Source organism: Pseudomonas sp. NPDC090208, assembly GCF_044746785.1.
Lineage (GTDB): Bacteria > Pseudomonadota > Gammaproteobacteria > Pseudomonadales > Pseudomonadaceae > Aquipseudomonas.
The window spans coordinates 314,689-338,502 of sequence record NZ_JBIVCU010000001.1 but is presented as its reverse complement, the minus strand read 5'-3'; the positions used below and the strand labels follow the sequence as shown (position 1 = coordinate 338,502).

19 protein-coding genes are annotated in these 23,814 nt (G+C 62.6%); 5 read left to right on the top strand and 14 right to left on the bottom strand.

Annotated elements, in window-relative coordinates:
* Positions 1–152: 152 nt before the first annotated feature.
* From ACIPL0_RS01380 to hutU, 3 genes are all read right to left on the bottom strand, one after another.
* Complete coding sequence (locus tag ACIPL0_RS01380; RefSeq protein ID WP_400594504.1) at positions 153–1,118, bottom strand: ABC transporter substrate-binding protein; 966 nt, start codon at positions 1,116–1,118, stop codon at positions 153–155.
* Between the two features lie 125 nt (positions 1,119–1,243).
* Positions 1,244–2,713, bottom strand: a complete 1,470-nt coding sequence (locus ACIPL0_RS01375) for a purine-cytosine permease family protein (RefSeq protein ID WP_400594507.1) — start codon at positions 2,711–2,713, stop codon at positions 1,244–1,246.
* Positions 2,714–2,858: 145 nt separating this feature from the next.
* Positions 2,859–4,556, bottom strand: coding sequence for a urocanate hydratase (gene hutU / locus ACIPL0_RS01370; protein WP_400594509.1), 1,698 nt, complete (start codon positions 4,554–4,556; stop codon positions 2,859–2,861).
* Positions 4,557–5,002: 446 nt separating this feature from the next.
* On the opposite strand from hutU, the gene ACIPL0_RS01365 reads away from it, so the two are divergent.
* Positions 5,003–5,587 (top strand): sigma-70 family RNA polymerase sigma factor, encoded by a 585-nt coding sequence (locus ACIPL0_RS01365; protein ID WP_400594512.1) that lies wholly within the window; start codon positions 5,003–5,005, stop codon positions 5,585–5,587.
* Positions 5,584–6,225, top strand: coding sequence for a DUF1109 domain-containing protein (locus ACIPL0_RS01360; RefSeq protein ID WP_400594515.1), 642 nt, complete (start codon positions 5,584–5,586; stop codon positions 6,223–6,225). Before ACIPL0_RS01365 ends, ACIPL0_RS01360 begins: the two co-directional genes overlap by 4 nt.
* Before the next feature lie 183 nt (positions 6,226–6,408).
* Here ACIPL0_RS01360 and ACIPL0_RS01355 read toward each other — a convergent pair whose 3' ends face one another.
* The 4 genes from ACIPL0_RS01355 to hutC all read right to left on the bottom strand — a co-directional run bounded on the left by ACIPL0_RS01355 (position 6,409) and on the right by hutC (position 9,952).
* Positions 6,409–7,140 carry an anti-sigma factor domain-containing protein gene (locus tag ACIPL0_RS01355; protein ID WP_400594517.1) on the bottom strand — a complete coding sequence of 244 codons (732 nt, stop codon included), beginning with the start codon at positions 7,138–7,140 and terminating at the stop codon, positions 6,409–6,411.
* Positions 7,141–7,300: 160 nt separating this feature from the next.
* Positions 7,301–8,482, bottom strand: coding sequence for a Na+/H+ antiporter NhaA (gene nhaA / locus ACIPL0_RS01350; protein ID WP_400594519.1), 1,182 nt, complete (start codon positions 8,480–8,482; stop codon positions 7,301–7,303).
* A 169-nt stretch (positions 8,483–8,651) separates the two neighbouring features.
* Positions 8,652–9,245: a HutD family protein gene (locus ACIPL0_RS01345; protein ID WP_400594522.1), complete on the bottom strand. Its 594-nt coding sequence runs from the start codon at positions 9,243–9,245 to the stop codon at positions 8,652–8,654.
* Complete coding sequence (gene hutC / locus ACIPL0_RS01340) at positions 9,242–9,952, bottom strand: histidine utilization repressor (protein ID WP_400595177.1); 711 nt, start codon at positions 9,950–9,952, stop codon at positions 9,242–9,244. The genes ACIPL0_RS01345 and hutC overlap by 4 nt, the downstream gene beginning before the upstream one ends.
* Before the next feature lie 212 nt (positions 9,953–10,164).
* On the opposite strand from hutC, the gene ACIPL0_RS01335 reads away from it, so the two are divergent.
* Complete coding sequence (locus ACIPL0_RS01335; RefSeq protein WP_400594528.1) at positions 10,165–11,529, top strand: formimidoylglutamate deiminase; 1,365 nt, start codon at positions 10,165–10,167, stop codon at positions 11,527–11,529.
* 135 nt (positions 11,530–11,664) lie between these two features.
* On the opposite strand, the gene ACIPL0_RS01330 is transcribed toward ACIPL0_RS01335, so the two are convergent.
* From ACIPL0_RS01330 to ACIPL0_RS01300, 7 genes are all read right to left on the bottom strand, one after another.
* Positions 11,665–12,249: a lipocalin family protein gene (locus tag ACIPL0_RS01330; RefSeq protein WP_400594531.1), complete on the bottom strand. Its 585-nt coding sequence runs from the start codon at positions 12,247–12,249 to the stop codon at positions 11,665–11,667.
* Positions 12,246–12,500, bottom strand: a complete 255-nt coding sequence (gene bamE / locus ACIPL0_RS01325; RefSeq protein WP_400594534.1) for an outer membrane protein assembly factor BamE — start codon at positions 12,498–12,500, stop codon at positions 12,246–12,248. Before bamE ends, ACIPL0_RS01330 begins: the two co-directional genes overlap by 4 nt.
* A 330-nt stretch (positions 12,501–12,830) precedes the next feature.
* Positions 12,831–13,433: a DUF924 family protein gene (locus ACIPL0_RS01320; protein WP_400594537.1), complete on the bottom strand. Its 603-nt coding sequence runs from the start codon at positions 13,431–13,433 to the stop codon at positions 12,831–12,833.
* A gap of 4 nt (positions 13,434–13,437) precedes the next feature.
* Positions 13,438–14,448, bottom strand: a complete 1,011-nt coding sequence (locus ACIPL0_RS01315) for a class 1 fructose-bisphosphatase (RefSeq protein ID WP_400594540.1) — start codon at positions 14,446–14,448, stop codon at positions 13,438–13,440.
* A 176-nt stretch (positions 14,449–14,624) separates the two neighbouring features.
* On the bottom strand, positions 14,625–16,013 hold the full coding sequence (locus ACIPL0_RS01310; RefSeq protein WP_400594543.1) for a DUF3999 domain-containing protein: 1,389 nt from the start codon (positions 16,011–16,013) through the stop codon (positions 14,625–14,627).
* Positions 16,010–18,880 (bottom strand): DUF2339 domain-containing protein, encoded by a 2,871-nt coding sequence (locus tag ACIPL0_RS01305; protein ID WP_400594546.1) that lies wholly within the window; start codon positions 18,878–18,880, stop codon positions 16,010–16,012. Before ACIPL0_RS01305 ends, ACIPL0_RS01310 begins: the two co-directional genes overlap by 4 nt.
* A gap of 355 nt (positions 18,881–19,235) precedes the next feature.
* Positions 19,236–21,719, bottom strand: a complete 2,484-nt coding sequence (locus tag ACIPL0_RS01300) for a glycogen/starch/alpha-glucan phosphorylase (RefSeq protein WP_400594549.1) — start codon at positions 21,717–21,719, stop codon at positions 19,236–19,238.
* A 347-nt stretch (positions 21,720–22,066) separates the two neighbouring features.
* Here ACIPL0_RS01300 and pip point away from each other — a divergent pair, with 347 nt between their 5' ends.
* Together pip and dtd are read left to right on the top strand one after the other, a co-directional pair.
* On the top strand, positions 22,067–23,038 hold the full coding sequence (pip, locus tag ACIPL0_RS01295) for a prolyl aminopeptidase (protein WP_400594552.1): 972 nt from the start codon (positions 22,067–22,069) through the stop codon (positions 23,036–23,038).
* Positions 23,039–23,184: 146 nt separating this feature from the next.
* Positions 23,185–23,622 (top strand): D-aminoacyl-tRNA deacylase, encoded by a 438-nt coding sequence (gene dtd / locus ACIPL0_RS01290; protein WP_400594555.1) that lies wholly within the window; start codon positions 23,185–23,187, stop codon positions 23,620–23,622.
* The last annotated feature ends 192 nt before the right edge of the window (positions 23,623–23,814 follow it).

Genomic DNA, 23,814 nt, shown 5'->3' with positions numbered 1-23,814 from the left:
AGGTGGTGCCTTTTCCCTGTAGGAGTGAGCTTGCTCGCGATAGCGTTCTTTCAGCCGCCAAACGATGTTGAATGTGCTGATGTCATCGCGAGCAAGCTCACTCCTACAAGGTCGCGTGTGCCGACAAGTGATGCCGCACCCGGATCAAAGCCTTACAACGAAGCATCAACCTTTTTGGCCGCGTCTTCGCTGACCCACTGGTGCCAGACTTCAGGGTGCTCCTTGAGGAAGATCTTCGCCAGTTTCGGCGATTCGATGCGGTCCTTGGTCATGCGCGCGAGGTTCTGGTTGAGCAGGTCGATCGGGATGTTGACCTTTTCCATGACCGCCACCAGTTCAGGGGCCTGTTCGTGGAAGGTCTTGGACAGGCCGACCTTGATGTCGATGGTCTTGTTCACACCGGCTTTTTCTTCCAGGCGCACCATGTCGACCTGACCCATCAGCGGCGTCGGCGACCAGTAGTAGGCCAGGATCGGCTCGCCACGCTTGTAGCTCGACAGGATCGCGGCATCCAGCGCAGGGCCGGTGCCCGGACGGAAGTTGGTGAACTTGTCTTCGAGGCCGTAGCTCTTCAGCATTTCGCTGTTTTCCAGCTCGCAGGTCCAGCCAGCCGGACAGTTGTAGAAACGGCCTTTGTTCGGCTCTTCGGCATCCTTGAACAGGGCCGAGTATTTGCCCAGATCGGCGATGGACTTCAGGTCCGGTGCCTTGGCTTCCAGCTTGCGCTTGGCATCGCCTTCGATCACGTAGCGTGGCACGTACCAGCCTTCCACCGCGCCCTTGACCGGTGCGCCGACGCCGACCACTTTGCCGGCCGCTTCAGCCTTGTTCCACACTTCGCTGCGGCCTACCCATTCCTCGGCGAAGACTTGAATATCGTTGGTGCCCAAGGCGTTTTCCATGGTGATGGAGTTGCCTGGCAGGCTGTCGGTTTCGCAGCCATAACCCTTGTTCAAAACGACTTGCAGCACGTCGGTCAGCAGCATCGCGCTTTCCCAGTTCAGCCCGGCGAATTTCACCGGCTTGCCGGACTCACACCATCCCGCTGCCTGACTGGCGCCGCTGGCGAGTACGCCGGCGGCCAGCAACGTGGATAGCAGGGCCTTTTTCGTTTTCATTGTGGTGCTCCTGGTCTTGAGTTGGATTACGGCAGTAAGAAAAGCAACGTGGCATCCAGCCTGTGGGCGGGGCGCTGCGGCCCCGTCCCGCTCCTTTCAGCTTAAGAGACGTGCATGACGCTCGGTCAGTTCACCGCCGCTCGCGCAGGTGCAACAGTACGTTCGGTTGCCGCAGGGCCTTGCTCGGTCGGCAGGATCAGGCGCTCGGCAATCTTGCCGGGCCACTGTTTGGCGGCCCAGTAATACAGCGCGGCAGGCACCACCAGACCGATGATCCAAGAGACGTCGGTGTCGTCCAGCGCGGCCACCAGGGGGCCGGTGTAGAAGTGGGTGGAAATGAACGGCATCTGAATCAGCACGCCGATCACGTAGATGGTGATGCCGATCCAGTTCCAGCGGCCGTAGCGGCCTTCGGGATCGGACAGCGCAGGGATGTCATAGCGCTCTTTGGTGATGCAGTAGAAGTCCACCAGGTTGATCGCGCTCCATGGCGTGAAGAACGCCAGCAGGAACAGGATGAACGCGGAGAAGTCCTTGAGGAACGAGTCCTTGCCGGCCAGCGCCAGGGCGGTGGCGATGCCGACCATGGCGAAGATGTAGGTCAGGCGCAGGGCGCTGGAAATGTGGCGGTTGCCACGGAAGCCGCTGACGATGGTGGCAATCGACATGAAGCTGCCGTAGGCGTTGAGGGTGGTCACGGTGACTTTGCCGAAGGCGATGCTGAAGTACAGCAGCGCGGCGACGATGCCGGTGCCGCCCAGGCTGACGATGAACTGCACTTCGTGGTGGGCGAAGTTCTTGCCGGCCAGTGCGGCGGCGAACACGCCGAACACCATCGATACCTGCGCGCCGATGACCGCGCCCAGGCCCACGGCCCAGAACGTGCTGCGGGCCGAGGTGCTGCGCGGCAGGTAGCGCGAATAGTCGGCGACGTACGGGCCGAAGGCGATCTGCCACGACGCCGACAGGGAAATCGCCAGCAGGAAGCTGCTCAGCGAGAAGTGTTTGTTGCCCAGCAGCGCACCGACATCGTTACCCGCCAGCAGTGCGCCGAACAGGTAGATGAAGGCGACAACGCCGATAACGCTGGCAACCCGGCCGATCATGTGGATCACCCGGTAGCCGAAGATGGTCAGGATGACGATGGCGGCGGCGAAGATCACGATGCCTTGCCAGTCGGGAACCTGGATCAGTTGAGCGACGGCCTGCCCGGCCAGCAACGAGCCGCTGGCGGAAAAGCCGATGTACATCAGGCACACCAGCACCAACGGGATTACTGCCCCGTAGACACCGAACTGCACCCGGCTGGAAATCATCTGCGGAAGGCCCAGTTTCGGCCCTTGCGCTGCGTGCAGCGCCATGACGCCACCGCCGAGCAACTGACCGACGAACAGGCCGATCAACGACCAGAACACATCGCCGCCCAGCACCACGGCCAGCGCCCCGGTGACGATTGCGGTGATCTGCAGGTTGGCACCCAGCCACAGGGTGAATTGACTGAACAGACTGCCATGTCGTTCCGCGTCAGGGATGTAGTCGATCGAACGCCTTTCGATCACGGAAGCATGTGCAGCACGATCATCTGGAACAGCCATTGCGAATATTCCCCTAAAGCGAATGAGCGGCAGATAGGTGACCCTTGTAGGCCTTCGCTTGCTCGCGATGCGGTGTGTCAGTCCCGGCTGTAACACCTGACCTGACGCATCGCGAGCAAGCTCACTCCTACAGGGAAAACGCTTTTTAGTTATTGATCATCGGCAGGTTCAGACCCTGCTCTTTGGCGCAATCAATCGCGATCTGGTAACCGGCGTCGGCATGACGCATCACGCCGGTAGCCGGGTCGTTGTGCAGGACGCGGGCGATGCGCTCGGCCGCTTCGTCGGTGCCGTCGCAGACGATCACCATGCCGGAGTGCTGCGAGAAGCCCATGCCGACGCCACCACCGTGGTGCAGCGAAACCCAGGTCGCGCCGCTGGCGGTGTTGAGCAGGGCGTTGAGCAGCGGCCAGTCGGACACGGCGTCGGAACCGTCCTGCATCGATTCGGTTTCACGGTTCGGGCTGGATACCGAGCCGGAGTCCAGGTGATCACGGCCGATCACCACCGGCGCCGACAGCTCGCCGCGACGGACCATTTCGTTGAACGCCAGACCCAGCTTGGCGCGCTGGCCCAGACCGACCCAGCAGATACGCGCCGGCAGACCCTGGAAGCTGATGCGCTCGCGGGCCATGTCCAGCCAGTTGTGCAGGTGGGCGTCGTCCGGGATCAGTTCCTTGACCTTGGCGTCGGTCTTGTAGATGTCTTCAGCGTTGCCCGACAGCGCGGCCCAGCGGAACGGACCGATGCCACGGCAGAACAGCGGACGGATGTAAGCCGGCACGAAGCCCGGGAAATCGAACGCGTTGCTCACGCCTTCTTCCTTGGCCATCTGACGGATGTTGTTGCCGTAGTCGAAGGTCGGCACGCCTTGTTTCTGGAACGCCAGCATGGCTTCGACGTGTTCGGCCATCGATTGCTTGGCGGCCTTGACCACGGCAGCAGGCTCGGTGATGGCGCGGTCGCGGTACTGTTCCCAGGTCCAGCCTTTTGGCAGGTAGCCGTTGAGCGGGTCGTGGGCGCTGGTCTGGTCGGTGACCATGTCCGGGCGCACGCCACGGCGTACCAGTTCCGGCAGGATTTCAGCGGCGTTACCCAGCAGAGCGACGGAGATCGCCTTGCCTTCGGCGGTGTATTTGGCGATGCGCACCAGCGCGTCGTCGAGGTCAGTGGCCTGCTCGTCGACGTAACGGCTTTTCAGGCGGAAATCGATGCGGCTCTGCTGGCATTCGATGTTCAGCGAGCAGGCGCCGGCCAGGGTTGCGGCCAGAGGTTGAGCGCCACCCATGCCGCCCAGGCCTGCGGTCAGGACCCAACGGCCTTTCAGGTTGCCGTCGTAGTGCTGGCGACCGGCTTCGACGAAGGTTTCGTAGGTGCCCTGGACGATGCCCTGGCTGCCGATGTAGATCCAGCTGCCGGCGGTCATCTGGCCGTACATGGCCAGGCCTTTGGCGTCCAGTTCGTTGAAGTGTTCCCAGTTGGCCCAGTGCGGCACCAGGTTGGAGTTGGCGATCAGCACGCGCGGCGCGTTGCTGTGGGTCTTGAACACGCCTACCGGCTTGCCGGACTGCACTAGCAGGGTTTCGTCTTCGTTCAGGTGGGTGAGGCTCTCGACGATCTTGTCGTAGCACTCCCAGTTGCGAGCGGCGCGACCGATACCGCCATACACCACCAGCTCGTTCGGGTTCTCGGCGACTTCCGGGTCGAGGTTGTTCATCAGCATGCGCAGCGGCGCTTCGGTCAGCCAGCTTTTGGCGGTCAGTTGCGTGCCACGGGCGGCGCGGATTTCCACGTCACGGCGTTTGGTCCATTGCTGAGCGGGGGTTTTGTTGTCAGTCGTCACGTCACAATCCTCGATGATCAATCCGGCCCAGGCACTGGGCTGACGGTGCCTGCGTCGAACAGGCGGAATATGGGTTGGGCAAATCGGGTGTCGCGTCCGGTAGTCGATACCGGTGCAGCGAGTACACTCTTGCATACTCATATTTACTTGTACATACAAGCATATGCAACCGAGAGGCCAACTCGGATTTTTGTGCTGCAAAAGACGGGGAGGCCTTGCAGGCTCTGGGCTGGAATGTCGGACGAAGCTGTTGGCCTGGTGTGAAGGGGCGTTACGTGGCGAAGGAAATTGTTACTTTTGGGTGCGCGCGCCCCACGGCGGTGCAATAGGTAACAGAAAGTTGAATTGTCTGGCGGCGGCGTTTGGCATCTACTGCGCAGGCGATAACCCGCGCAGAGCGTGGGCCTTATAAGAATATTTCACCGCAGATGTAACCAGGGCGAGCGATGGACCGAACTACTGATCACGCTGCGCACAATGCGGCACTGCGCAGCCGGGAGATGCACCTGCAATCGCTGTTTTTGGCGGGGCAGACAGGTGACGAGCGTGCCTACCGGACTTTTCTGAGCGAACTGAGCAGCCATCTGCGCGGCTTTCTGCGGGCGCGCCTGCAACGCCAGCCCGGCGAAATCGAGGACTTGCTCCAGGAAGTGTTACTGGCGATTCACAATGGCCGGCACACCTACCGCTCCGACCAACCGCTGACAGCCTGGGTGTTTGCCATTGCTCGATATAAGGTGAGCGACTTTTTCCGTGCGCGCTCGCGGGGCGATGCATTTAACGACTCGCTGGACGACACCGCCGAGCTGTTCGCCGAGCCCGAGCTGGAGCCTGCCCAGGCCAGCCGTGATCTGGGCAAGCTGCTGGACGAGCTGCCGGACCGCCAGCGCTTGCCGATCCTGCATGTGAAGCTCGAAGGATTGTCGGTGACGGAGGCTGCAAAAGTGACGGGACTGTCCGAGTCGGCGGTCAAGATTGGCGTGCACCGCGGCCTCAAGGCGCTGGCGGCACGCATACGAGGTACGCGATGAAAACCGATGACCTGATTTCCCTTCTTGCTGACGGTGTGGCGCCGGTGGATCCGCGCATGCCGGCGCGGCGTTTCGGTGTCGCCGTGGTGCTGGGCGCGCTGGGCTCGCTGCTGATGGTACTGGCGATTTTCGGCGCCCGTCCCGACCTGGCGAGCGTGGCCCAGACGCCGTTGTTCTGGGGCAAGATCGCGTTGCCGTTGTGTCTGGGCGTCGGTGCGCTGTGGATGGTTACGCGACTGGCCCGGCCCGGCATGAGTGCGGGGGGCGGGCGCTGGCTGGTAGTGGTCGGAGTGGCGGCGGTCTGGCTGGCTGGCTTGTACGCCTTGGCTCAGGCTGCGCCGGACACACGGGTGGCGATGATCTTCGGCAAGACCTGGCGCGTCTGCGCATTCAATATCGCGCTGCTGGCGATTCCCGGCTTTATCTCGGTGTTTTGGGCCTTGCGCGGCATGGCCCCGACCCGTTTGCGTCTAGCCGGTGCCTGTGGTGGTCTGCTGGCGGGGTCGCTGTCGACCATCGCCTATTGCCTGCATTGCCCGGAGATGGCGATTCCGTTCTGGGGCGTCTGGTATCTGCTGGGGTTGCTGCTGTCCACGTTGATCGGCGCGGTGCTGGGGCCGCGGGTGCTGCGTTGGTAGGCCATGGTCGGGCCTTGTTCACTTCGTTTTGACAGCTCGTTTGATCGGTCGAGCAGTGTTGTGGGAGGGAGCCCTGCTCGCGAAAGCGGCATGTCATTCAAAACGGCTGTGTCTGTTCCGGCGCCTTCGCGAGCAGGGCTCCCTCCCACAGGTCAATCACTGGCCCGTTAATGCTCGGCGGTATCAAATCACCTTCACCGCTCGGCCAATGAACTGGATCGGGCCGCTGGGTTTGCTGGCCGGAATACCGGCTGCCTTCTCCAGGGTCAGCTCGAACAGCTGATTGGGCTGCAATGGCGGCAGGGTGCGCAGCGGCACTTTCAGCACCGCTCCGGATTTGACCCGACCCAGCGAGACCAGGCCTTGCCCGTTGCTGCTTTCGGTCCAGAACTGCAGGGTGCTGTCTTCGGGGATCGATGTGCTGCCCAAGGGGATCAGCTGAATTTCATTGGCGCCGATCGCCTGGATCACCCAGCCCGGCGTCTTGTCCTGCGGCGTACTCAACACGGCCATCCATGCCGGGGCGGCAGTCGGGGTGACTTGCGTTGCCAGTTGCGTACCGAGCAACAGCGCGGCGATCACCGACACCACCGCCAGCCGACGCCAGAACACCAGGCCGTTCCATTTGCGTGACGACGGACGGCGACTGCGCGTGCTGCTTTTGGCGCCTTGCGACAGATCGCCCAGGCTACGTTCGATACGACGCCACAAGCCGGCGGACGAGGGGGCGGGTTCGGCCATGTCGGTCAGGGCCAGCAGTCGCGATTGCCAGCCATCGACAGCCTTGCGCAACGCCGGGTCATGGGCCAGGCGTTGCTGGACTTCCGCGCGCTGGCTGTCCGAGAGCGTGCCCAGCACATACTCGCCGGCGATGATTTGTACGTCTTGTTCGGGGGTTTCCGGTTTCTTGTTCATCCACTGCGCTCCCGCACGCAGCCGCGCTGCGTTGGCTCCGGGCTGTCACCGTGGTCGGCATGCCCGGTTATTTTCTCCGATTTGCAGATGAGGATAGCTGTCGGCGCGGCAGGGAAACATACAGTTACGACGCACGGAGACGTATTTGTTGCGTCGCCGTCTAACGGTGCTGGCTCAAGCGGCTGCGCAACAGCCAGACACCGGCGATTGCCGACAGAATCGAGCCCATCAACACGCCGACTTTCACTTCGTCGATCAGATGTGCGGCGCCGGGAAAGGCCAGGTTGCCGATGAACAGGCTCATGGTGAAGCCGATGCCACAGAGCAGGGCGACGCCGTACAACTGCGTCCAGTTGCTGCCTTCCGGCAAGGTCGCCAACCCCGCGCGGATCGCCAGGGTAGCGGCGAGGAACACGCCGATCTGCTTGCCGACGAACAGCCCCAGCGCAACACCCAGCGGCACCGGATCGACCAGATTGCCCAGGGTGATGCCGGACAGCGACACCCCGGCGTTGGCAAAACCGAACACCGGCACCACGGCGAAGGCGACCCAGTAATGCAGCTTTTCTTCCAGCAGCAACAAAGGCGAGCGCGCTTCTTCCTGACGTGTGCCCAGGGGAATGCACAACGCCAGCGCAACGCCGGCGAGGGTGGCATGCACGCCCGATTGCAGGACGAAGAACCACAACAGCCCGCCAAGCAGCAGATACGGCAGCAGGCGCTGCACGCCCATGCGATTCATGATGACCAGCACGGCCAGGGTGGCAAACGATGCGCCGAGCATCGGCAGGTTCAGGCCGCTGCTGTAGAACAGCGCGATGATGGTCACCGCACCGAGGTCATCAAGGATCGCCAGCGCGGCGAGAAAGACTTTCAGCGAGGTCGGCACGCGCTTGCCCAGCAGCGACAGCACGCCGAGGGCGAAGGCGATATCGGTGGCCGCCGGAATGGCCCAACCGCTGAGGGTTTCGGGGTTGCCCGCGTTGATGGCGACATAGATCAGCGCCGGCACCAGCATGCCACCCGCCGCCGCAAAGCCGGGCAGGGCACGCTGGCCCCAGGTTGCCAGTCCGCCAGCCAGCACTTCGCGTTTGATCTCAAGGCCGACCATCAGGAAGAACACCGCCATCAGGCCGTCGTTGATCCACAACTCGACCGAGAGCCCGGCCCAGACACTGTGCAATCCGGCGAAATAGAACGGGGCCATAGGCGAGTTGGCGACGATGATCGCGGCCAGTGCAGCGCCCATCAGCACGATGCCGCCAGCGGATTCCGAAGCGAGGAAGCTGGCAAGGATGGCGAGGGCTCTGGGGCTTTGGCGGTTGGTGTCGAGCGTCGGCATGAGCGTCCCTGTGTCCGGCGGAAAGAGCGCACGTTAACACAGGTAACGGGGGGCTTTTCGTAGGAGCCGGCTTGCTGGCGAACCCGGCGTGCCAATCGACACGGATGTCGCCGGTCTGACGCTTTCGCCAGCAAGCCGGCCCCCACAGGTTGATGCGGTGTGGCGTGGATCAGACGGCCGTCAGCTCAATCACACAGCAACGGCTGGCGCGTGGCGCATACAGCACCACCTCCACCAGCGAGCCGTCAGGATTGTCCAGTTGCAGGCAATCATGGCGTTCAAGCAATTGCGGCGGGTGATCGCCGACGTTGGCTGCCATCTGCTCCGCGGCGCTGAACAGCAGGAATACATTGGCCGAACTGAAGAAACGCTGCGGTTGCAGCACATCGATCCATTGCAGGCGCGCGCGATAGCGGGTCGGTGCGTAGATCAGGTTGAAGTCGCGAATCGGTCCGTCCAGCAGGCGGCATGACACATGGCTGCCGCCACTGAAAGCGAATGGATCGGACGGCAACAACGGCTCGCTTTCCTTGCCGTCGATGGTCAGGGTCATGCCCGCACCTTGCAGCACCGTGATGATCCGCAGATAACCGGAGAACACCGAAAAGCCGCCGGATTCGCCGATATCGGCGATCGACAGGCGCCAGCCGAAACCGTCCAGGCCTTCGCCGGCATCGCGGGTGATTTCTTCGGTGCTGCCGCCACCGTTTTTCCAGGGCATGCGCGGGTAGTCGGCGGCTCGCAGAGCAGTCAGTCGGGTCATTTGGTGAAGCGTCCTTCCAGGCGGTGACGGGAACCGGGGTGAATCAGGCGGGCGGCGGTCACCGGCTGGCGCCCCGACCAGGTACGACGGCGCACCAGCAGACACGGCTCGCCTTTTTCGATCTGCAGCAGCTTGCACTCTTCCGGCTCGGCCAGAATGGCTTCCACGACGTGCTCGCCTTCGGTCAGCGGCGCCACCTGGTTGAGATAGGCGTACGGCGTCTGTTTGGTGAAGTCCTGTTGCAGGTAATCCGGCGCGACCAGCGCGTTGACGAAGCGGTCTTCGATTTGCACCGGGATGCCGTTCTCGAAATGCACGATCAGCGAATGAAACACCCGTTGGCCCTCGCGCATGTCCAGTGCCAGCGCGCGTTCGGAGCCGGCGGCTTCCTCGCGCAGAGTGATCACCTGGCAGGTGTGGGTGTGACCGCGGGAGGCGATTTCGTCGGCGATGTTGTGGACTTCAAACAGCGCGGACTGGGTCTTGGGTTCGGCGACGAAAGTGCCGACACCTTGCATGCGCACCAGCAGACCTTCGGCGGTCATCTCGCGCAGGGCGCGGTTGATGGTCATGCGGCTGAAACCCAGTTGGGTCACCAGTTCGCTTTCCGACGGCACGCGGTGGTGCGGCGGCCAGGTTCCGTTCTGGATCTGCTGGGTGATCATTTGCTTCACCCTGGCGTACAGCGGCGCCGGACTGTCACCCATCTGGGCGGCCAGCGGCGTAGGGGCAGGCGGAGTCGGCACAGAGAAATCCTTGTTATGACAAAAGTCGTGATGACGTAGCGTCGAAAGCCAATGGCGGCGGCGAATGGCGACACGCTAACCATTAACGTGATGGACGACAAGCTTGTCGCAGTTTACCGGGCGAGCAAACGTCTGTATATGTATAGACAATTTCACGCGAGGGGTGCAGAGCAATGTCCGTTTTCTTTGCCGAACGAGCGTTATTGCCTGGCGGCTGGGCCAATAACGTGCGTTTCGAGGTCGGTGTCGATGGTTTTTTGACCAGCGTTCTGAGTGATTCCGATGCCCAAGGCGCCGAGCGGATCAACGGTCCGGTCGTGCCGGGCATGCCCAATCTGCACTCTCACGCATTCCAGCGCGCCATGGCCGGCCTGGCCGAGGTGGCAGGCAATCCCAACGACAGTTTCTGGACGTGGCGCGACCTGATGTACCGCCTGGTCGGTCAGATCAGCCCGGAGCAACTGGGTGTGATTGCCCGGCAGCTGTATATCGAGATGCTCAAGGGCGGCTTTACCTCGGTGGCCGAATTCCACTATGTGCATCAGGACAACACCGGCAAGCCGTACGCCAATCCGGCAGAACTGGCGCTGCAAGTCAGTCAGGCCGCGCGTTCGGTGGGGATCGGCATGACTCTGCTGCCGGTGCTCTACAGCCACTCGGGTTTTGGCGGTCTGACACCGAACGAAGGCCAGCGGCGTTTTATCCACAGCACTGACAGTTATCTGGACTTGCAGGCGCGTCTGGCGCCGGTCATCGCCGAACAGCCGGCGCAAGCGCTCGGTCTGTGTTTCCACTCGCTGCGTGCGGTCACGCCGCAACAGATCGACGCGGTGCTGGCGGCCAGCGACAAGCAATGCCCGGTACATATCCACATTGCCGAGCAGCAGAAGGAAGTCGATGACTGCCTGAGCTGGAGCGGCCGCCGTCCGCTGCAATGGCTGTATGAAAACGTCGACGTCGATCAGCGCTGGTGCCTGGTCCACGCGACCCACGCCGAAGTTGACGAAGTAGCATCGATGGCCCGCAGCGGCGCCGTGGCGGGGCTGTGTCTGACCACCGAAGCGAACCTGGGTGACGGCATCTTCCCGGCGGTGGATTACATCGCTCAGGGGGGGCGTTGGGGGATCGGCTCGGACAGCCATGTGTCGTTGAGCGTGGTCGAGGAGCTGCGCTGGCTGGAGTACGGCCAGCGCCTGCGCGATCAGCGGCGCAACCGTCTGTATCGGGCCGATCAGCCGATGGTCGGTCGCACGCTGTACGACGCCGCGCTGATCGGTGGCGCTCAAGCCATGGGGCAGCCGGTCGGTGCGCTGGAGGTCGGTAAACGTGCGGACTGGCTGGTGCTCGACGGCAACGATCCGTACCTGGCGACCGCCTCGGGTGATGCGATTCTCAACCGTTGGCTGTTTGCCGGTGGTGACCGTCAGGTGCGTGAGGTGATGGTCAACGGCCGCTGGGTGATCCGCGATGGCCGACATGCTGATGAAGAGGAAAGCCGTCAGGCGTTCGCGCGGGTGCTGCGGGAGTTGTTGGGTTAAGGGCTGACAGGCAGCCCGAGCGCCGATGTGAAATGCAATCTCCTGTAGGAGTGAGCTTGCTCGCGATAGCAGTCATCCAGTCAAACATTCGGTGACTGACGCCGCGCCATCGCGAGCAAGCTCACTCCTACAAGTTCAATCCTGCGGCTTCGGCATCTTCGCATCCTCCACCCGCCAGATCAGCCGGGTGGTGTCATACCCCTGCTGCTGCGCCTTCATCAGCATCTCGTTGCGCACCGATTCGGGGACATGAGCGGTGCGCGACAGTAGCCACAGGTACTTGCGGTTGGGGTTGCCGACCAGCGCCTGCTTGTAATCGTCGCTGATGTACAGCACCCAGTAGTTGCCTTTGGCGACGCCGGGCGCGAGTTTCGAGAACCAGTTGTCGAACACCACCCACAGCTTGTCGGTCTTGCCTTCGACCTGCGGCGATGCGGTGCCGGTGGCCTGTTCCCATTGACCGTCCTGCGTGCGGCAGCGGTTGGTCACAGCGATGTTGCCGTCATCCTTGAGCTTGTAATGGGCTTCGGACTGCGCGCAGTTGCGCTGGAAAAACATCGGCAGCCGCGCCAGCTCATACCAGGTGCCCTGATAGCGTTTCAGGTCGACATGATCAACCGTTCGCGGCGCCATGGAATCGCCTTCCGGCGTCGCGCAGCCGGCCAGCCACAAAGCCGCCGTTGCGATCGCGATACTGCGCACGACCCGGCGGGTATTCATTTCAGCCCCTGCCCCGAAAACAGCACGACCCGGTCACCGGCGTACTGCACGCTGATAAAGGTCTTCTGATCGCCCCAGGTACAACTCGACACACCCAGCGCGCCGGAGCATTCGGTCGGGCTGCCGAGCAGCTTCTCGACCTCCGCCTTGGGCATGCCCGAAGTGATTTTCGAGTAGTTTTCCTGATTGATCTTGTTGCAGGCGGCGAGCAGCACGCAGACCGACAACAGGGCGAGAGAGCGCAAAGACATGATGAAGCTCCTGAATCGAAGGGAGGCAACGTTGCAGCGCACTTCGCTGACGTAATGCCGAAAGCTTAGAAGAGAAAGGCGGGGTCTGGTTCCGTAGGGCAAGAACAACATCCTTGCTCTGTAGGCGTTGCGCTCGATTTTGTAGGCGCTGGTTTGTCTGTAGGAGCTGGCTTGTCCTGCGAGCGGCTGCGCAGCAGTCGTAAATCCGATGAATGCGGTGTGACAGATAGAACGCGTGCGCAGGTTTTACGACGGGTTCCCCGCCGCTCGCAGGACAAGCCAGCTCCTACAGAAAAGCCGGTGCCCACAGACAAATTAGACCCTGCGGCATCAAAATCTCGACCCGCGCTCCTTCAGAAACTCGATTTCCTCATCCGTGGATTCCCTGCCCAGTACCTCATTGCGATGGGGAAAGCGGCCGAAGCGTTTGATCACCACCTGATGTTTTCTGGCGTAGTCCAGGTTCTGCTTGAAATAGTCGCGGTCGGTGGCAGGCAGTAGCGGGAGCAGGGCGGCGAAGCGCTGGATGGCTTCGTCCTGATCGGCGAGGTTTTCGCTGTGTTCCAGCACCAGATAGATGAACGTGCGCTGGATCGGAGTGAGGGCCTGGTCGCGGTGCAGCTTGAGGCCGTGCTTGACCAGTGTCTGGGCGCGGCTGTCGCCGGCGAAGGCATCGGGGGTATCGCGAAAGATCATGCGCGGCAGTTGATCGAGCAACAGCACCAGCGCGAGCCAGCCTTGCGGGGTTGAGGTCCAGTCGGACAGGCCGCCCTTGAGCGCCTGTTCCACCAGACCACCGAAGCGGTGGGCCGCATCGGTGTCCTGGGATTTCTTCTTGCCAAACCAGAGCGCGTTTTTTGCCCTGGCTATCTCGCTGGGCGATTCGGCAGAGCCGAACCACCACTCCAGCAGAGGCAGCCAGGGCGCGCTCATGGCGTCATTCCTTGTGATACGCGGTGGCGCGTTCCACTTCTTCCTTCGAGCCGAGGAACACCGCAACGCGCTGGTGAAGGCCTTCCGGCTGGATGTCGAGGATGCGCTGATGGCCGTCAGTGGACGCGCCGCCGGCCTGTTCGACCAGGAACGACATCGGGTTGGCTTCGTACATCAGGCGCAACTTGCCTGGCTTGGAAGGCTCGCGGGCATCGCGCGGGTACATGAACAGACCGCCACGGGTCAGGATGCGGTGTACGTCGGCGACCATCGCGGCAACCCAGCGCATGTTGTAGTTCTTCTTCAGCGGGCCTTCTTCGCCGGCCAGCAGCTCGCTGACGTAGCGCTGCACCGGGGCTTCCCAGTGACGCTGGTTGGACATGTTGATGGCGAATTCCTGGGTGGACGCCGGGATCTGGATGTCTTCGTGGGTCAGCACGAAGCTGCCCATTTCACGGTCCAGGGTGAAGCCTTTGACGCCGTCGCCCAGGGTCAGAATCAGCATGGTCTGCGGGCCATAGATGGCATAACCGGCGGCGACTTGTTTGCTGCCTGGCTGCAGGAAGGCCTTTTCGTTCAGCGCTTCGTTCTGGCTCAGGTATTCGTTCGGGCAACGCAGTACCGAGAAGATGGTGCCGACCGGGGCGTTGATGTCGATGTTCGACGAGCCGTCCAGCGGGTCGAATACCAGCAAGTAGGCGCCTTTTGGGTATTTGCCGGGGATCTGGTAGGCATTGTCCATTTCCTCGGACGCCATGCCGGCCAGGTGACCGCCCCATTCGTTGGCTTCCAGCAGGATTTCGTTGGACATCACGTCCAGCTTCTTCTGCACTTCGCCTTGCACGTTCTCGGTACCCATGCTGCCGAGGACGCCGCCCAGGGCGCCTTTGGATACCGCGTGGCTGATTTCCTTGCACGCACGCGCCACCACTTCGATAAGGAAGCGCAGATCGGCAGGGGTGTTATTGCTGCGGGTCTGCTCAATCAGATAGCGACTCAGGGTAACGCGGGACATGGATAGCTCCGAAGGATGGGGAATAAAAAACGCGCACAGTTTAGCGTGTGTGGCGACTGAATACTGCCTGTCAGACCGGTTTCGTAGTGAATGAGTTCACGGGCTACACGAGCGTAGCCGGTCGTGGATGACGAATCGACGGACATCGTGTGCATTTTATCGGCTGCGGGATCGGTTCAGCCTCCGCGATTTTTATTCGCCGCGCGCAGCGAGCCGAGCGCCATCCAGCCGAGTAGAACAACCCCCAGCACCAGCACCGCCCACAGGCCGATGCGTTTCCAGTCCGGCCCCTTGGCCGGCGGCGCCGCTGGCACCTTGTCGGCCTGCGCAGTGAGCGTCAGCGTGGCATTGCCCAGCGTCGCCAGTTTTTCCGGGGTGATGCCGGGCACCAAAGTGTTCAACGGCAGGCTGGCGCTTTTGATTGTCGCGTTGCCGATGCTCAGGCTATAGGGCGGCGCGCTGCGGGCGAGGAACACCAGTTGCGTGGCGCGCACGGCGAAACTCAGCATCGGTGCTTCGTTACCCAGACCGCCGCCACGGTCGTCGACTTCCAGCTTGAGCTGCTGGACGACTTCGCCGGGCAGTTTCATTTCGTCCTGCACCACGTCCTGGCCATTCTGGGTCAGGCGATACAGCAAGCCGCTGTCGATCACGTGCCACGGCGCCTGGCTGTCGCGGCGGGCATACAGGGTGGCGGGGGCGAGGCTGTTGGGCTGGGTGATGTCGACCCGCATGCGCTCCAGCGGCAATGCCACTGGCAGTTGCCAGACATACACGCCGGGCTTTTCCACATCGCCGCCGATCTTCGGCGACCAGCTCAACGGCAGCGCGCCGGGGTGAATGCTGACCACTTGTGCCGAGGTCAGGTTCGGGGCCGATTGTGGAACGTTCCACAGCAGACGCAGATAGCGCGCACTGCGGCCCGGCAGGGTAATGACGCGCTGTTCGACCAACTCGTCGGCGAACGACAGCCGCGCCACTTGGCCCTCGCCCCAGCGGCTCCAGTGCTGCAAATCATCGCTGGCCTCGATGCTGAAGCGCTGGAAGCCGTCATGTTCGCTGTCCCAGTCGAGGATCAACTGATCCAGCGGCGCCTTGATTGCGCTGGTGTCCAGCAGCCAGCCGCGCAGGATTTCTTCGCCAGCCTCGATTTCACCCTGCGGCTGCACTTCGACCAGGGTGCCGTTGGTGCTGCGCTCGACGCGAATCTTCGGTTCGGCATCCCGGGCGTTGTCGTTGTTGTACAGCGGGAAGCCCTTCACCGTGACCGGCGTCTGCTCTTCCTGCTGGGGCTGGCCAAGCGTCAGGGCGTAGGGCTGGGCCTGACCGTCGGCGTTGAACACGCGGACATCGTTGAGGCTGCTCTGGCGGGCGTGCAGTTGCAGATTCAGCGGCAACTCCAGGCGATACCACGGCCCTTCGCCGCTCAGGGTCATGGGCGTATGGCTGGCGAAGTCATCCGGCAGGTCTTCTGCCTGAGCTGGCGACGTATTCGACAGCGCGGCCGACAGGCTCAGCATGACGATGAAAAGGCGGCTCAACGATGGACTCCTCGAATGTTTCATGGCTGCTCCCGCGGGGTGGCCGGTTCACTGGGGCCGGCGTCGTCTGGGGGCGGGGCAGCGTCGGTCTGACGCGGCGGCAACGGGGCGAAATAGCCCACCACCAACAGCAGAATGCCGACGCCGATGAACGAGATGATCCGCTCCAGACCGCCGCGGTTGCTCAGCTCGATAAAGAACAGTTTGGCGACCACGACGGCGATCAGCACGGCACCGACGATCCACAGATCACGGCGGACGCGCAGGTGCCCGCCGATCATCAGCGCCAGGGCCATCAGGGTCCAGACGATGGACAGACCGGCCTGCACGCGCATCGATTCGAACAGCGCGTCGCTGTGCCACGGCACGTTCGCCCAGTGGTGGGCGCTGCGCGTGACCATCGCCGTGACCAGCGCAAACAGCGAAGCCCCGGCGATCACCAGTGCGCCGCGGCGGGCCTGGGCCGGGCCGAAGCCCAGTTGCGACAGGTATTGGCGAGTCCATTTGACGATGCCGACCAGGCTGATCAGCAGGCCCAACTCCAGCGGGTTGATCAGTGGAATGTAAGGCAGCGGATCGGCGGCGCCCTCGCTGAAGCCGTTCGCCAGCCAGAACCACGCCAGCATCAACACCGCCAGCGGCGCCGCAGCACGGACGCGGTAGTCGCGCGGGTAGGCGCTGACAGGCCACGGCCAGTTGAGCGGGGCCGTCATCGCCAGCAGGTACAGGCTCGGCAGCACCGCCCAACCCAGCCAGCGCCAGGCGTTGTAGGCGTCCGACAGCACCATCAGGCCGTAGCGCAATTGCAGCGAGAGCACGCCAATGATCAGCCAGCAACCGAGCACATGGGCAGCGCTGCGCAGTGCTGACGGCAAACGGTCGTCCAGCTTGCGCAGCGACCACAGATGCACGACGAACACCGCCAGCCAGCTCAACCAGCCCCAGTCGGCGGACGGGTTGTAATCGGTGTCGATCAGCATCAGGCCCAGCAACACGCCGCTGGCAGGTGTCAGCAGCGTGCACAGTTGCGCCAGTCCTGACCAGTTCAGGCGCAAGGCGGCCAGTGTCCACAGGACCACACTGAGTGCGCCGAACAGCAACAGCAGGGTGATATCCAGATCGCTCGGCAGATAGTGGGTGCTCATGCACAGCGCCACCGACCACCAGAGCGCACCCCAGATCAGCAACAGCGGCTCCAGTAATCGGACACTGAGTACCCGCAGGGTGCCGATGCGCTGTACGCAAAAGGCGCTGATCAGCCCGGCCAGTGAAATGATCAGCGGCGTCCAGAAATCGCCATGATTGAAGCTCGCCGAGAACCAGCGACCGACCACGCCGACAAAGGCGAACCCGGCACCGAGTTGCAGCAGCAGGCCGAAGCCACGTGCCAGCAGACGGTTCTGGCGCATGCCCAGCCAGAACACCGCTGCGCCTTCGATGGCCCAGGCGACTGTGGTCCACTGCGCCGCCAGCCCCAGCGGAATCGCCAGGGTGGCGAACACCACGCCCAGCGCCAGGCAGGTTTCCACCAGCAACAGCGCCCGGCCCGGCGCGCGTCCGGCCAGCAGGCGCGCGATGCCCATATAAAGAAGGCCCATGACCAAGGCGCTGAACGCGGCGCCGAATTCCAGGTGTTTGATCACCGCGTACTGCAAGCCAAAGCCGGCGATGGGCGTGCCGAGCAGCAGCGTGCCATCCACGTAATGGCTGTGTTGCGCCGACCAACGCAGCACGGCGGCGCGGCTGTCGTCCTGCGGGCCGTCGGCGTGTTCGGCCAGCTTGCGCCGGGCGAACAGCAGGCCGATGGCCAGATACATCAGGAAGAACAGAATCAGGAACGGCTCGGTGCTCCAGAACAGCGCCGGGGTGTAAGCCTTCAGGCCCCAGGCGCAGCCGATGCCGAAGGTGCCGACGAAGCCGATCAGGTTCAGTGGGCGCCAGGCCTTGAACCAGGCGATGGCAAAGATGCCGGCGTTGAGCAGGGCGAAGTAACTGAACAGCGCGACATGGCTGCCTTCACCGGTAGACGTGAGCAGCGGCGCGGCAAAACCGCCAAGGGCCGCGACACAGGCCAGCGCCAGCGCGTTCTGGGTCAGGGCGAGAATGGCCGAAAACAGCGTCACCGCCACCAGCAGGGCGAAAGCCATCCCCGGTGCCAGCAGGGTATGGACTTTCATCGCCGCGAACACCGTCAGGTACAGCACGGCAATGCCGGTGCCCTGCAGCGTCAGGGCAAACGCCGCGTTGCGTCCGCGCAGCCACCAACCCAGACCGAGCAGTGCCACCGCCGCCAGCGCAACCCCGGCATAACGCGCTTCAATGGGCACGACCATGCCTTCGGTGGCATAGCGCAGCAAGAACGCCAGCCCCAGAAACAACAGCACCACGCCGACGCGCAGCACGGTGTTGCCGCCGAGCAGCCAGCCTCTGGCGCGGGACAGCGCGCTGTCGAACGGGTTGGGCTCGACGGGCGCGGTCGGCTTGATCTGCACGGCCGGGCGGGCAGGTGGAGGCGTTGGCTCAGGTCGTCGCCATTCGGAATCGGTATCGGTGGAAGGGACAGGCTCGGGCGTTTGCAGATCCGGCAGGTCCCAGAGCAACTCCGGGCCGTCGGTGGACACCGGTTGGATATTCAGCGGCTCGGCGACAGGAGCCTCGGCAGGCGGCAAGGGGCCATGTTCCAGTTGGCTCAGGCGTTGTTGCAGGGCGTCGAGCGTCTGACGGGTTTCGGTCAGTTGCGTCTGCTGTGCGGCGCTTAGCCGGCTCAGGGTCGTGACGCGGAAACTCTGCGCCAGCACCAGCCCGAGCAACGCGCCGATAAGGGCGCCGATGACCGACTCATCCAGCATCCCGCCAGCGGCCAGACCGGCCACCATGAAAATCCATTGCACGCGACGACATCCTGTTTCAGCCGCTGAACGGCGATGGGCAGGAGTATATCGGGCGAGGAAACAATTTGTGTCCGATGGTTCGCCTACCGTAGGAGTGAGCTTGCTCGCGATTGCGGTGTGTCAGACACAAAATCCCCGTCTGATAGAACGCAATCGCGAGCAAGCTCACTCCTACGGCCTTCGGCCAGAATCAAAAGCCATCCATGTAGGAGCTGGCTTGCCCTGCGACCGGCGACGTAGTCGTCGTAAAAACAGTACACGCGGTCTGTCAGTGAGACCGCATTCGCCGGATTTACGACTGCTGCGCAGTCGGTCGCAGGGCAAGCCAGCTCCTACAGGGCTGGCGTGAAGCGTGTCAATCCAGAGCGTTCCAGATCTCGTTGGCGTACTCGCGGATGGTCCGGTCCGACGAGAACCAGCCCATACGTGCGGTGTTGAGCACCGCCGAGCGCCACCATTCCTTCGAGTCGTGCCAGCGTGCTTCGACCCGCGACTGGGCCTGCCAGTACGACTCGAAATCGGCGCAGACGAAGAAGCGGTCGTAGCTGATCAACTGGTCGATCAGCCCGGTGTAACGGTACGGATCGTCCGGCGAGAACACCCCGCCACGAATCGCCTGCAACACGTCGTTCAAGCGTGCGGAGCCTGCAATGTCGCCGTGGGCATTGAACTCGCCGGCATGTTTGCGCGCTTCGACTTCCTGGGCGGTCATGCCGAAGATGAACATGTGTTCAAGCCCGACCTGCTCGCTCATCTCCACGTTGGCGCCGTCCAGCGTGCCGATGGTCAGCGCGCCGTTGAGGCCGAACTTCATGTTGCTGGTGCCGGAGGCCTCCAGGCCCGCCGTGGAAATCTGCTCGGACAGGTCTGCCGCCGGAATGATGCTTTCCGCCAGGCTGACGTTGTAGTTGGGCATGAACACCACTTTCAGCCGGCCGCGCAGGGTCGGGTCGTTGTTCACCGTGCGGGCGATGTCGTTCGCCAGCTTGATGATCAGCTTGGCCGAGTGATAACTGGCGGCCGCCTTGCCGGCGAAGATCTTCACCCGCGGCACCCAGTTGGTGCTCGGGTCGGCCCGCATGGCCTGGTACAGCGCCACGGTGTGGAACAGGTTGAGCAACTGGCGTTTGTACTCGTGAATCCGTTTGACCTGAACGTCGAACAGCGCTTCGGGATTGAGGGTGATGCCCATGCGTTCCTGAACGATGGCTGCCAGGGCTTTCTTGCTGTGCAGGCGCTGGGCGGCGAATTCCTTCTGGAATTTGCTGTTGTCGGCCAGCGGTGCCAGCTTGAGCAAGGCGGTCTCGTGGTTGTCGAGGACCTGCTCGCCCAGCTCCTTGACCAGCATCGCGGTCAGTTGCGGGTTGGACTGGAACAGCCAGCGGCGGAAGGTGATGCCGTTGGTCTTGTTGTTGATCCGCTCCGGATAGAGCTTGTGCAGTTGCGCGAAAACGGTCTTGCGCATCAGCTGGGTGTGCAGTGCCGACACGCCGTTGACGCTGTGGGAGCCGAGGAACGCCAGGTTACCCATGCGCACGCGGCGGCCGTTGTCTTCCTCGATCAGCGACACCGAGCGCAGCAGGCCGAACAGGTCCGGGTCGTCCTTGTGCTCGACCCGCACTTCATCGATGTGCTGGGCGTTGATCATGTAGATGATCTGCATGTGCCGCGGCAGCATGCGTTCCATCAGGCCCACCGACCAGGTTTCCAGCGCCTCGGGCAGCAGGGTGTGGTTGGTGTAGGCGAGGGTGCCGACGGTGATGCGCCAGGCTTCGTCCCACTCGACGTTGTACAGGTCGATGAGGATACGCATCAGTTCGGCCACGGCGATCGACGGGTGAGTGTCGTTCATTTGGATCGCCGCGTGTTCCGGCAGGCTGTGGATGTCGTAGCCCATGTTCTTGTGGCGGCGCAGCAAGTCTTGCAGCGAAGCCGAAACGAAGAAGTATTCCTGCCGCAGGCGCAGTTCCTGGCCGGCCTCGGTGCTGTCGTTGGGGTAGAGCACGCGGGAAATACTTTCAGCGCGCACGACTTCCGCCACGGCACCGACGTGGTCCCCGGCGTTGAAGCGTTCCAGATGCAGGTCTTCGACCGCCCGCGCCCGCCACAGGCGCAAGGTGTTGACCGCCTTGCCGCGCCAGCCGACCACCGGGGTGTCGTAGGCAATCGCCCGTACGGTTTCGCCGGCGTGCCAGCACTGGCGGGTTTCGCCGGAGGCGTCCAGCACCGGAGCTCCGGTGACGTCCAGTTTGGGCTGTACGCTGCCGCCGAAGCCGATCTGATAGATCACTTCCGGGCGTTCGAACTCCCACGGGTTACCGAAATCCAGCCAGTTTTCCGTCTGCTCCTGCTGCCAGCCGTCGACGATGGCCTGACGGAACAGGCCGTGTTCGTAACGGATGCCGTAGCCATGGCCGGCGATGCCCAGGGTCGACATGCTCTCCATGAAACACGCGGCCAGACGGCCGAGGCCGCCGTTGCCCAGCGCAGCGTCCGGTTCCAGAGTACGGATCCTTTCCAGATCCACATTCAGGCCCTTCAATGCTTCGCGGGCGGTTTCCAGAATGCCGAGGTTACTCAGGCTGTCGAACATCAGCCGACCGATGAGAAATTCCAGCGAGAGGTAATAGACGCGTTTCTTTTCCTGCCGGTAGATGTACCGGGTGTGATTCATCCAGCGCTCGGCCATTTTGTCGCGGGTCGCCAGGGCGATGGCCATGAACCAGTCATGGTCGAACGCGTGGTCGGCATCCTTGCCCACGGCATATTCCAGTTTGGTCAGCACTGCTTCACGAAAGGCTGCCACTTCAGCGTCACGAACGTTGGGTTCCGGAGACATCGGGTACGACCTCAAGTTGGTTGGACGATAAAACGGGTTGTTTGACTGTAGGGTGTGTCGTCGGTTATTTCCTGCCGAAATGGATGAAATGTGCGGCGGCGCACCCCTCGGTTCGACTCGGGTGGAACGCTCTGGTTCGCGGCCGTTTACTTCGGCCAATTGCCTGCATTGATCGTTCCACTCTCGTCATATGAGTAGCACGGCATTGATGTCAGTCCTGCGCCAGGCCACGAAAACAGAGGTGACAGATGCCGTGAAACAGGCAAGCATGCTCATTCGGCGATTCGGGTTTATGATGCCCGGCGGCAGATAGATAGCAGCCCCTGAATTGGACTTTTGGAGCACCTATGCAGACTTTGTACCCGCAGATCAAACCTTACGCCCGGCACGATCTGGCGGTAGAAGAGCCGCATGTGCTGTATGTCGATGAAAGCGGCTCGCCGGAAGGCCTGCCGGTGGTGTTCATCCACGGTGGCCCGGGTGCGGGATGCGACGCGCAGAGCCGTCGCTACTTCGATCCGACCCTGTACCGCATCATCACGTTCGACCAGCGCGGCTGCGGCCGTTCCACGCCCCACGCCAGTCTGGAAAACAACACCACCTGGCATCTGGTCGAGGACCTGGAGCGCATCCGCAAGCACCTGGGCATCGACAAATGGGTGCTGTTCGGCGGCTCGTGGGGTTCGACCCTGTCGCTGGCCTACGCCCAGGCTCACCCCGATCGTGTTCATGCACTGATTCTGCGCGGCATCTTTCTGGCCCGCCCGCAGGAGATCAAATGGTTCTATCAGGAAGGTGCCAGCCGCCTGTTCCCGGATTACTGGCAGGATTACCTGGCACCAATCCCGCTGGACGAGCGCGGTGATTTGCTCGGCGCGTTCCACAAGCGCTTGATCGGCAACGACCAGATCGCCCAGATGCACGCAGCCAAGGCCTGGTCCACCTGGGAAGGCCGCACCGCGACGCTGCGCCCGAACCCGCTGGTGGTGGATCGCTTCTCCGAGCCGCAGCGCGCGCTGTCGATTGCCCGCATCGAGTGCCATTACTTCACCAACAATGCGTTCCTCGAAGACAACCAGTTGATTCGTGACATGCCGAAGATCGCTCACCTGCCGGGTATCATCGTGCATGGCCGCTACGACGTGATCTGCCCGCTGGACAATGCCTGGGAGCTGCATCAGGCCTGGCCGAACAGCGAACTGCAGGTGATCCGCGATGCCGGTCACGCCGCGTCCGAGCCGGGCATCACCGATGCGCTGGTACGGGCGGCGTCTCAGGTGGCGCGGCGTTTGCTGGATCTGCCGCCGGAAGAGGCGTAAGGGCCCAAGAGGATCAAACTGTGGGAGCCGGCTTGCTGGCGAACGCGGAGTGTCAGGCACTGATTTTCTGTCTGACCCGACGCATTCGCCAGCAAGCCGGCTCCCACACAGATTGTGGGGATCCAGAAATGCGTGGAAGGTATTGAATGAAAGGTTTGCTGCAACGCGTGCGCGGTGCACGCGTCGATGTTGCTGGCGCAACAGTCGGGGCCATCGATCAGGGTCTGTTGGTGCTGATCGGCATCGAACCGCAAGACACCCGCGCGAGCGCCGACAAAATGCTGCACAAGCTGCTTAACTACCGAGTGTTCTCTGACGAGCAGGGCAAGATGAACCTGTCCGTCAGCGATGTCGGTGGTGGATTGCTGCTGGTTTCCCAGTTCACCCTGGCGGCCGACACCAAGAGCGGCATGCGCCCGAGCTTTTCCAGCGCCGCGCCGCCCGCTCTGGGTGCCGAGTTGTTCGATTACCTGGTAGAGAAGGCTAAAAGCTCGCACGGCACGGTGGAAACGGGCCAATTTGGTGCGGATATGCAGGTTCATCTGGTCAATGATGGCCCTGTGACATTTTTACTGGAGACGTAAAGTCCCGGTTTTGTCTGGTCCGCCCGGATTTAATAGGCAAAAAGCCATAAATACTTCGTTTCCCCTGATGCGTTGTAACGCAGGCTGCTAGATAATCGCGCGCTACAAAGACAGCCGATTGTCTGTCAAATCGGTAAAAACGCAGATTGGTCCGACAACGTTTGGGGAATCATTGGCCCCTTTCGCAGTCGG

What these genes read in the sequence shown, in the direction of transcription:
- ACIPL0_RS01380 (WP_400594504.1), bottom strand. Translation starts at nt 1,118, where the DNA reads ATGAAAACGAAAAAGGCCCTGCTATCCACGTTGCTGGCCGCCGGCGTA.
- ACIPL0_RS01375 (WP_400594507.1), bottom strand. Translation starts at nt 2,713, where the DNA reads ATGGCTGTTCCAGATGATCGTGCTGCACATGCTTCCGTGATCGAAAGG.
- ACIPL0_RS01365 (WP_400594512.1), top strand. Translation starts at nt 5,003, where the DNA reads ATGGACCGAACTACTGATCACGCTGCGCACAATGCGGCACTGCGCAGC.
- ACIPL0_RS01360 (WP_400594515.1), top strand. Translation starts at nt 5,584, where the DNA reads ATGAAAACCGATGACCTGATTTCCCTTCTTGCTGACGGTGTGGCGCCG.
- ACIPL0_RS01355 (WP_400594517.1), bottom strand. Translation starts at nt 7,140, where the DNA reads ATGAACAAGAAACCGGAAACCCCCGAACAAGACGTACAAATCATCGCC.
- nhaA (WP_400594519.1), bottom strand. Translation starts at nt 8,482, where the DNA reads ATGCCGACGCTCGACACCAACCGCCAAAGCCCCAGAGCCCTCGCCATC.
- ACIPL0_RS01345 (WP_400594522.1), bottom strand. Translation starts at nt 9,245, where the DNA reads ATGACCCGACTGACTGCTCTGCGAGCCGCCGACTACCCGCGCATGCCC.
- hutC (WP_400595177.1), bottom strand. Translation starts at nt 9,952, where the DNA reads ATGGGTGACAGTCCGGCGCCGCTGTACGCCAGGGTGAAGCAAATGATC.
- ACIPL0_RS01335 (WP_400594528.1), top strand. Translation starts at nt 10,165, where the DNA reads ATGTCCGTTTTCTTTGCCGAACGAGCGTTATTGCCTGGCGGCTGGGCC.
- ACIPL0_RS01330 (WP_400594531.1), bottom strand. Translation starts at nt 12,249, where the DNA reads ATGAATACCCGCCGGGTCGTGCGCAGTATCGCGATCGCAACGGCGGCT.
- bamE (WP_400594534.1), bottom strand. Translation starts at nt 12,500, where the DNA reads ATGTCTTTGCGCTCTCTCGCCCTGTTGTCGGTCTGCGTGCTGCTCGCC.
- ACIPL0_RS01320 (WP_400594537.1), bottom strand. Translation starts at nt 13,433, where the DNA reads ATGAGCGCGCCCTGGCTGCCTCTGCTGGAGTGGTGGTTCGGCTCTGCC.
- ACIPL0_RS01315 (WP_400594540.1), bottom strand. Translation starts at nt 14,448, where the DNA reads ATGTCCCGCGTTACCCTGAGTCGCTATCTGATTGAGCAGACCCGCAGC.
- ACIPL0_RS01310 (WP_400594543.1), bottom strand. Translation starts at nt 16,013, where the DNA reads ATGAAACATTCGAGGAGTCCATCGTTGAGCCGCCTTTTCATCGTCATG.
- ACIPL0_RS01300 (WP_400594549.1), bottom strand. Translation starts at nt 21,719, where the DNA reads ATGTCTCCGGAACCCAACGTTCGTGACGCTGAAGTGGCAGCCTTTCGT.
- pip (WP_400594552.1), top strand. Translation starts at nt 22,067, where the DNA reads ATGCAGACTTTGTACCCGCAGATCAAACCTTACGCCCGGCACGATCTG.
- dtd (WP_400594555.1), top strand. Translation starts at nt 23,185, where the DNA reads ATGAAAGGTTTGCTGCAACGCGTGCGCGGTGCACGCGTCGATGTTGCT.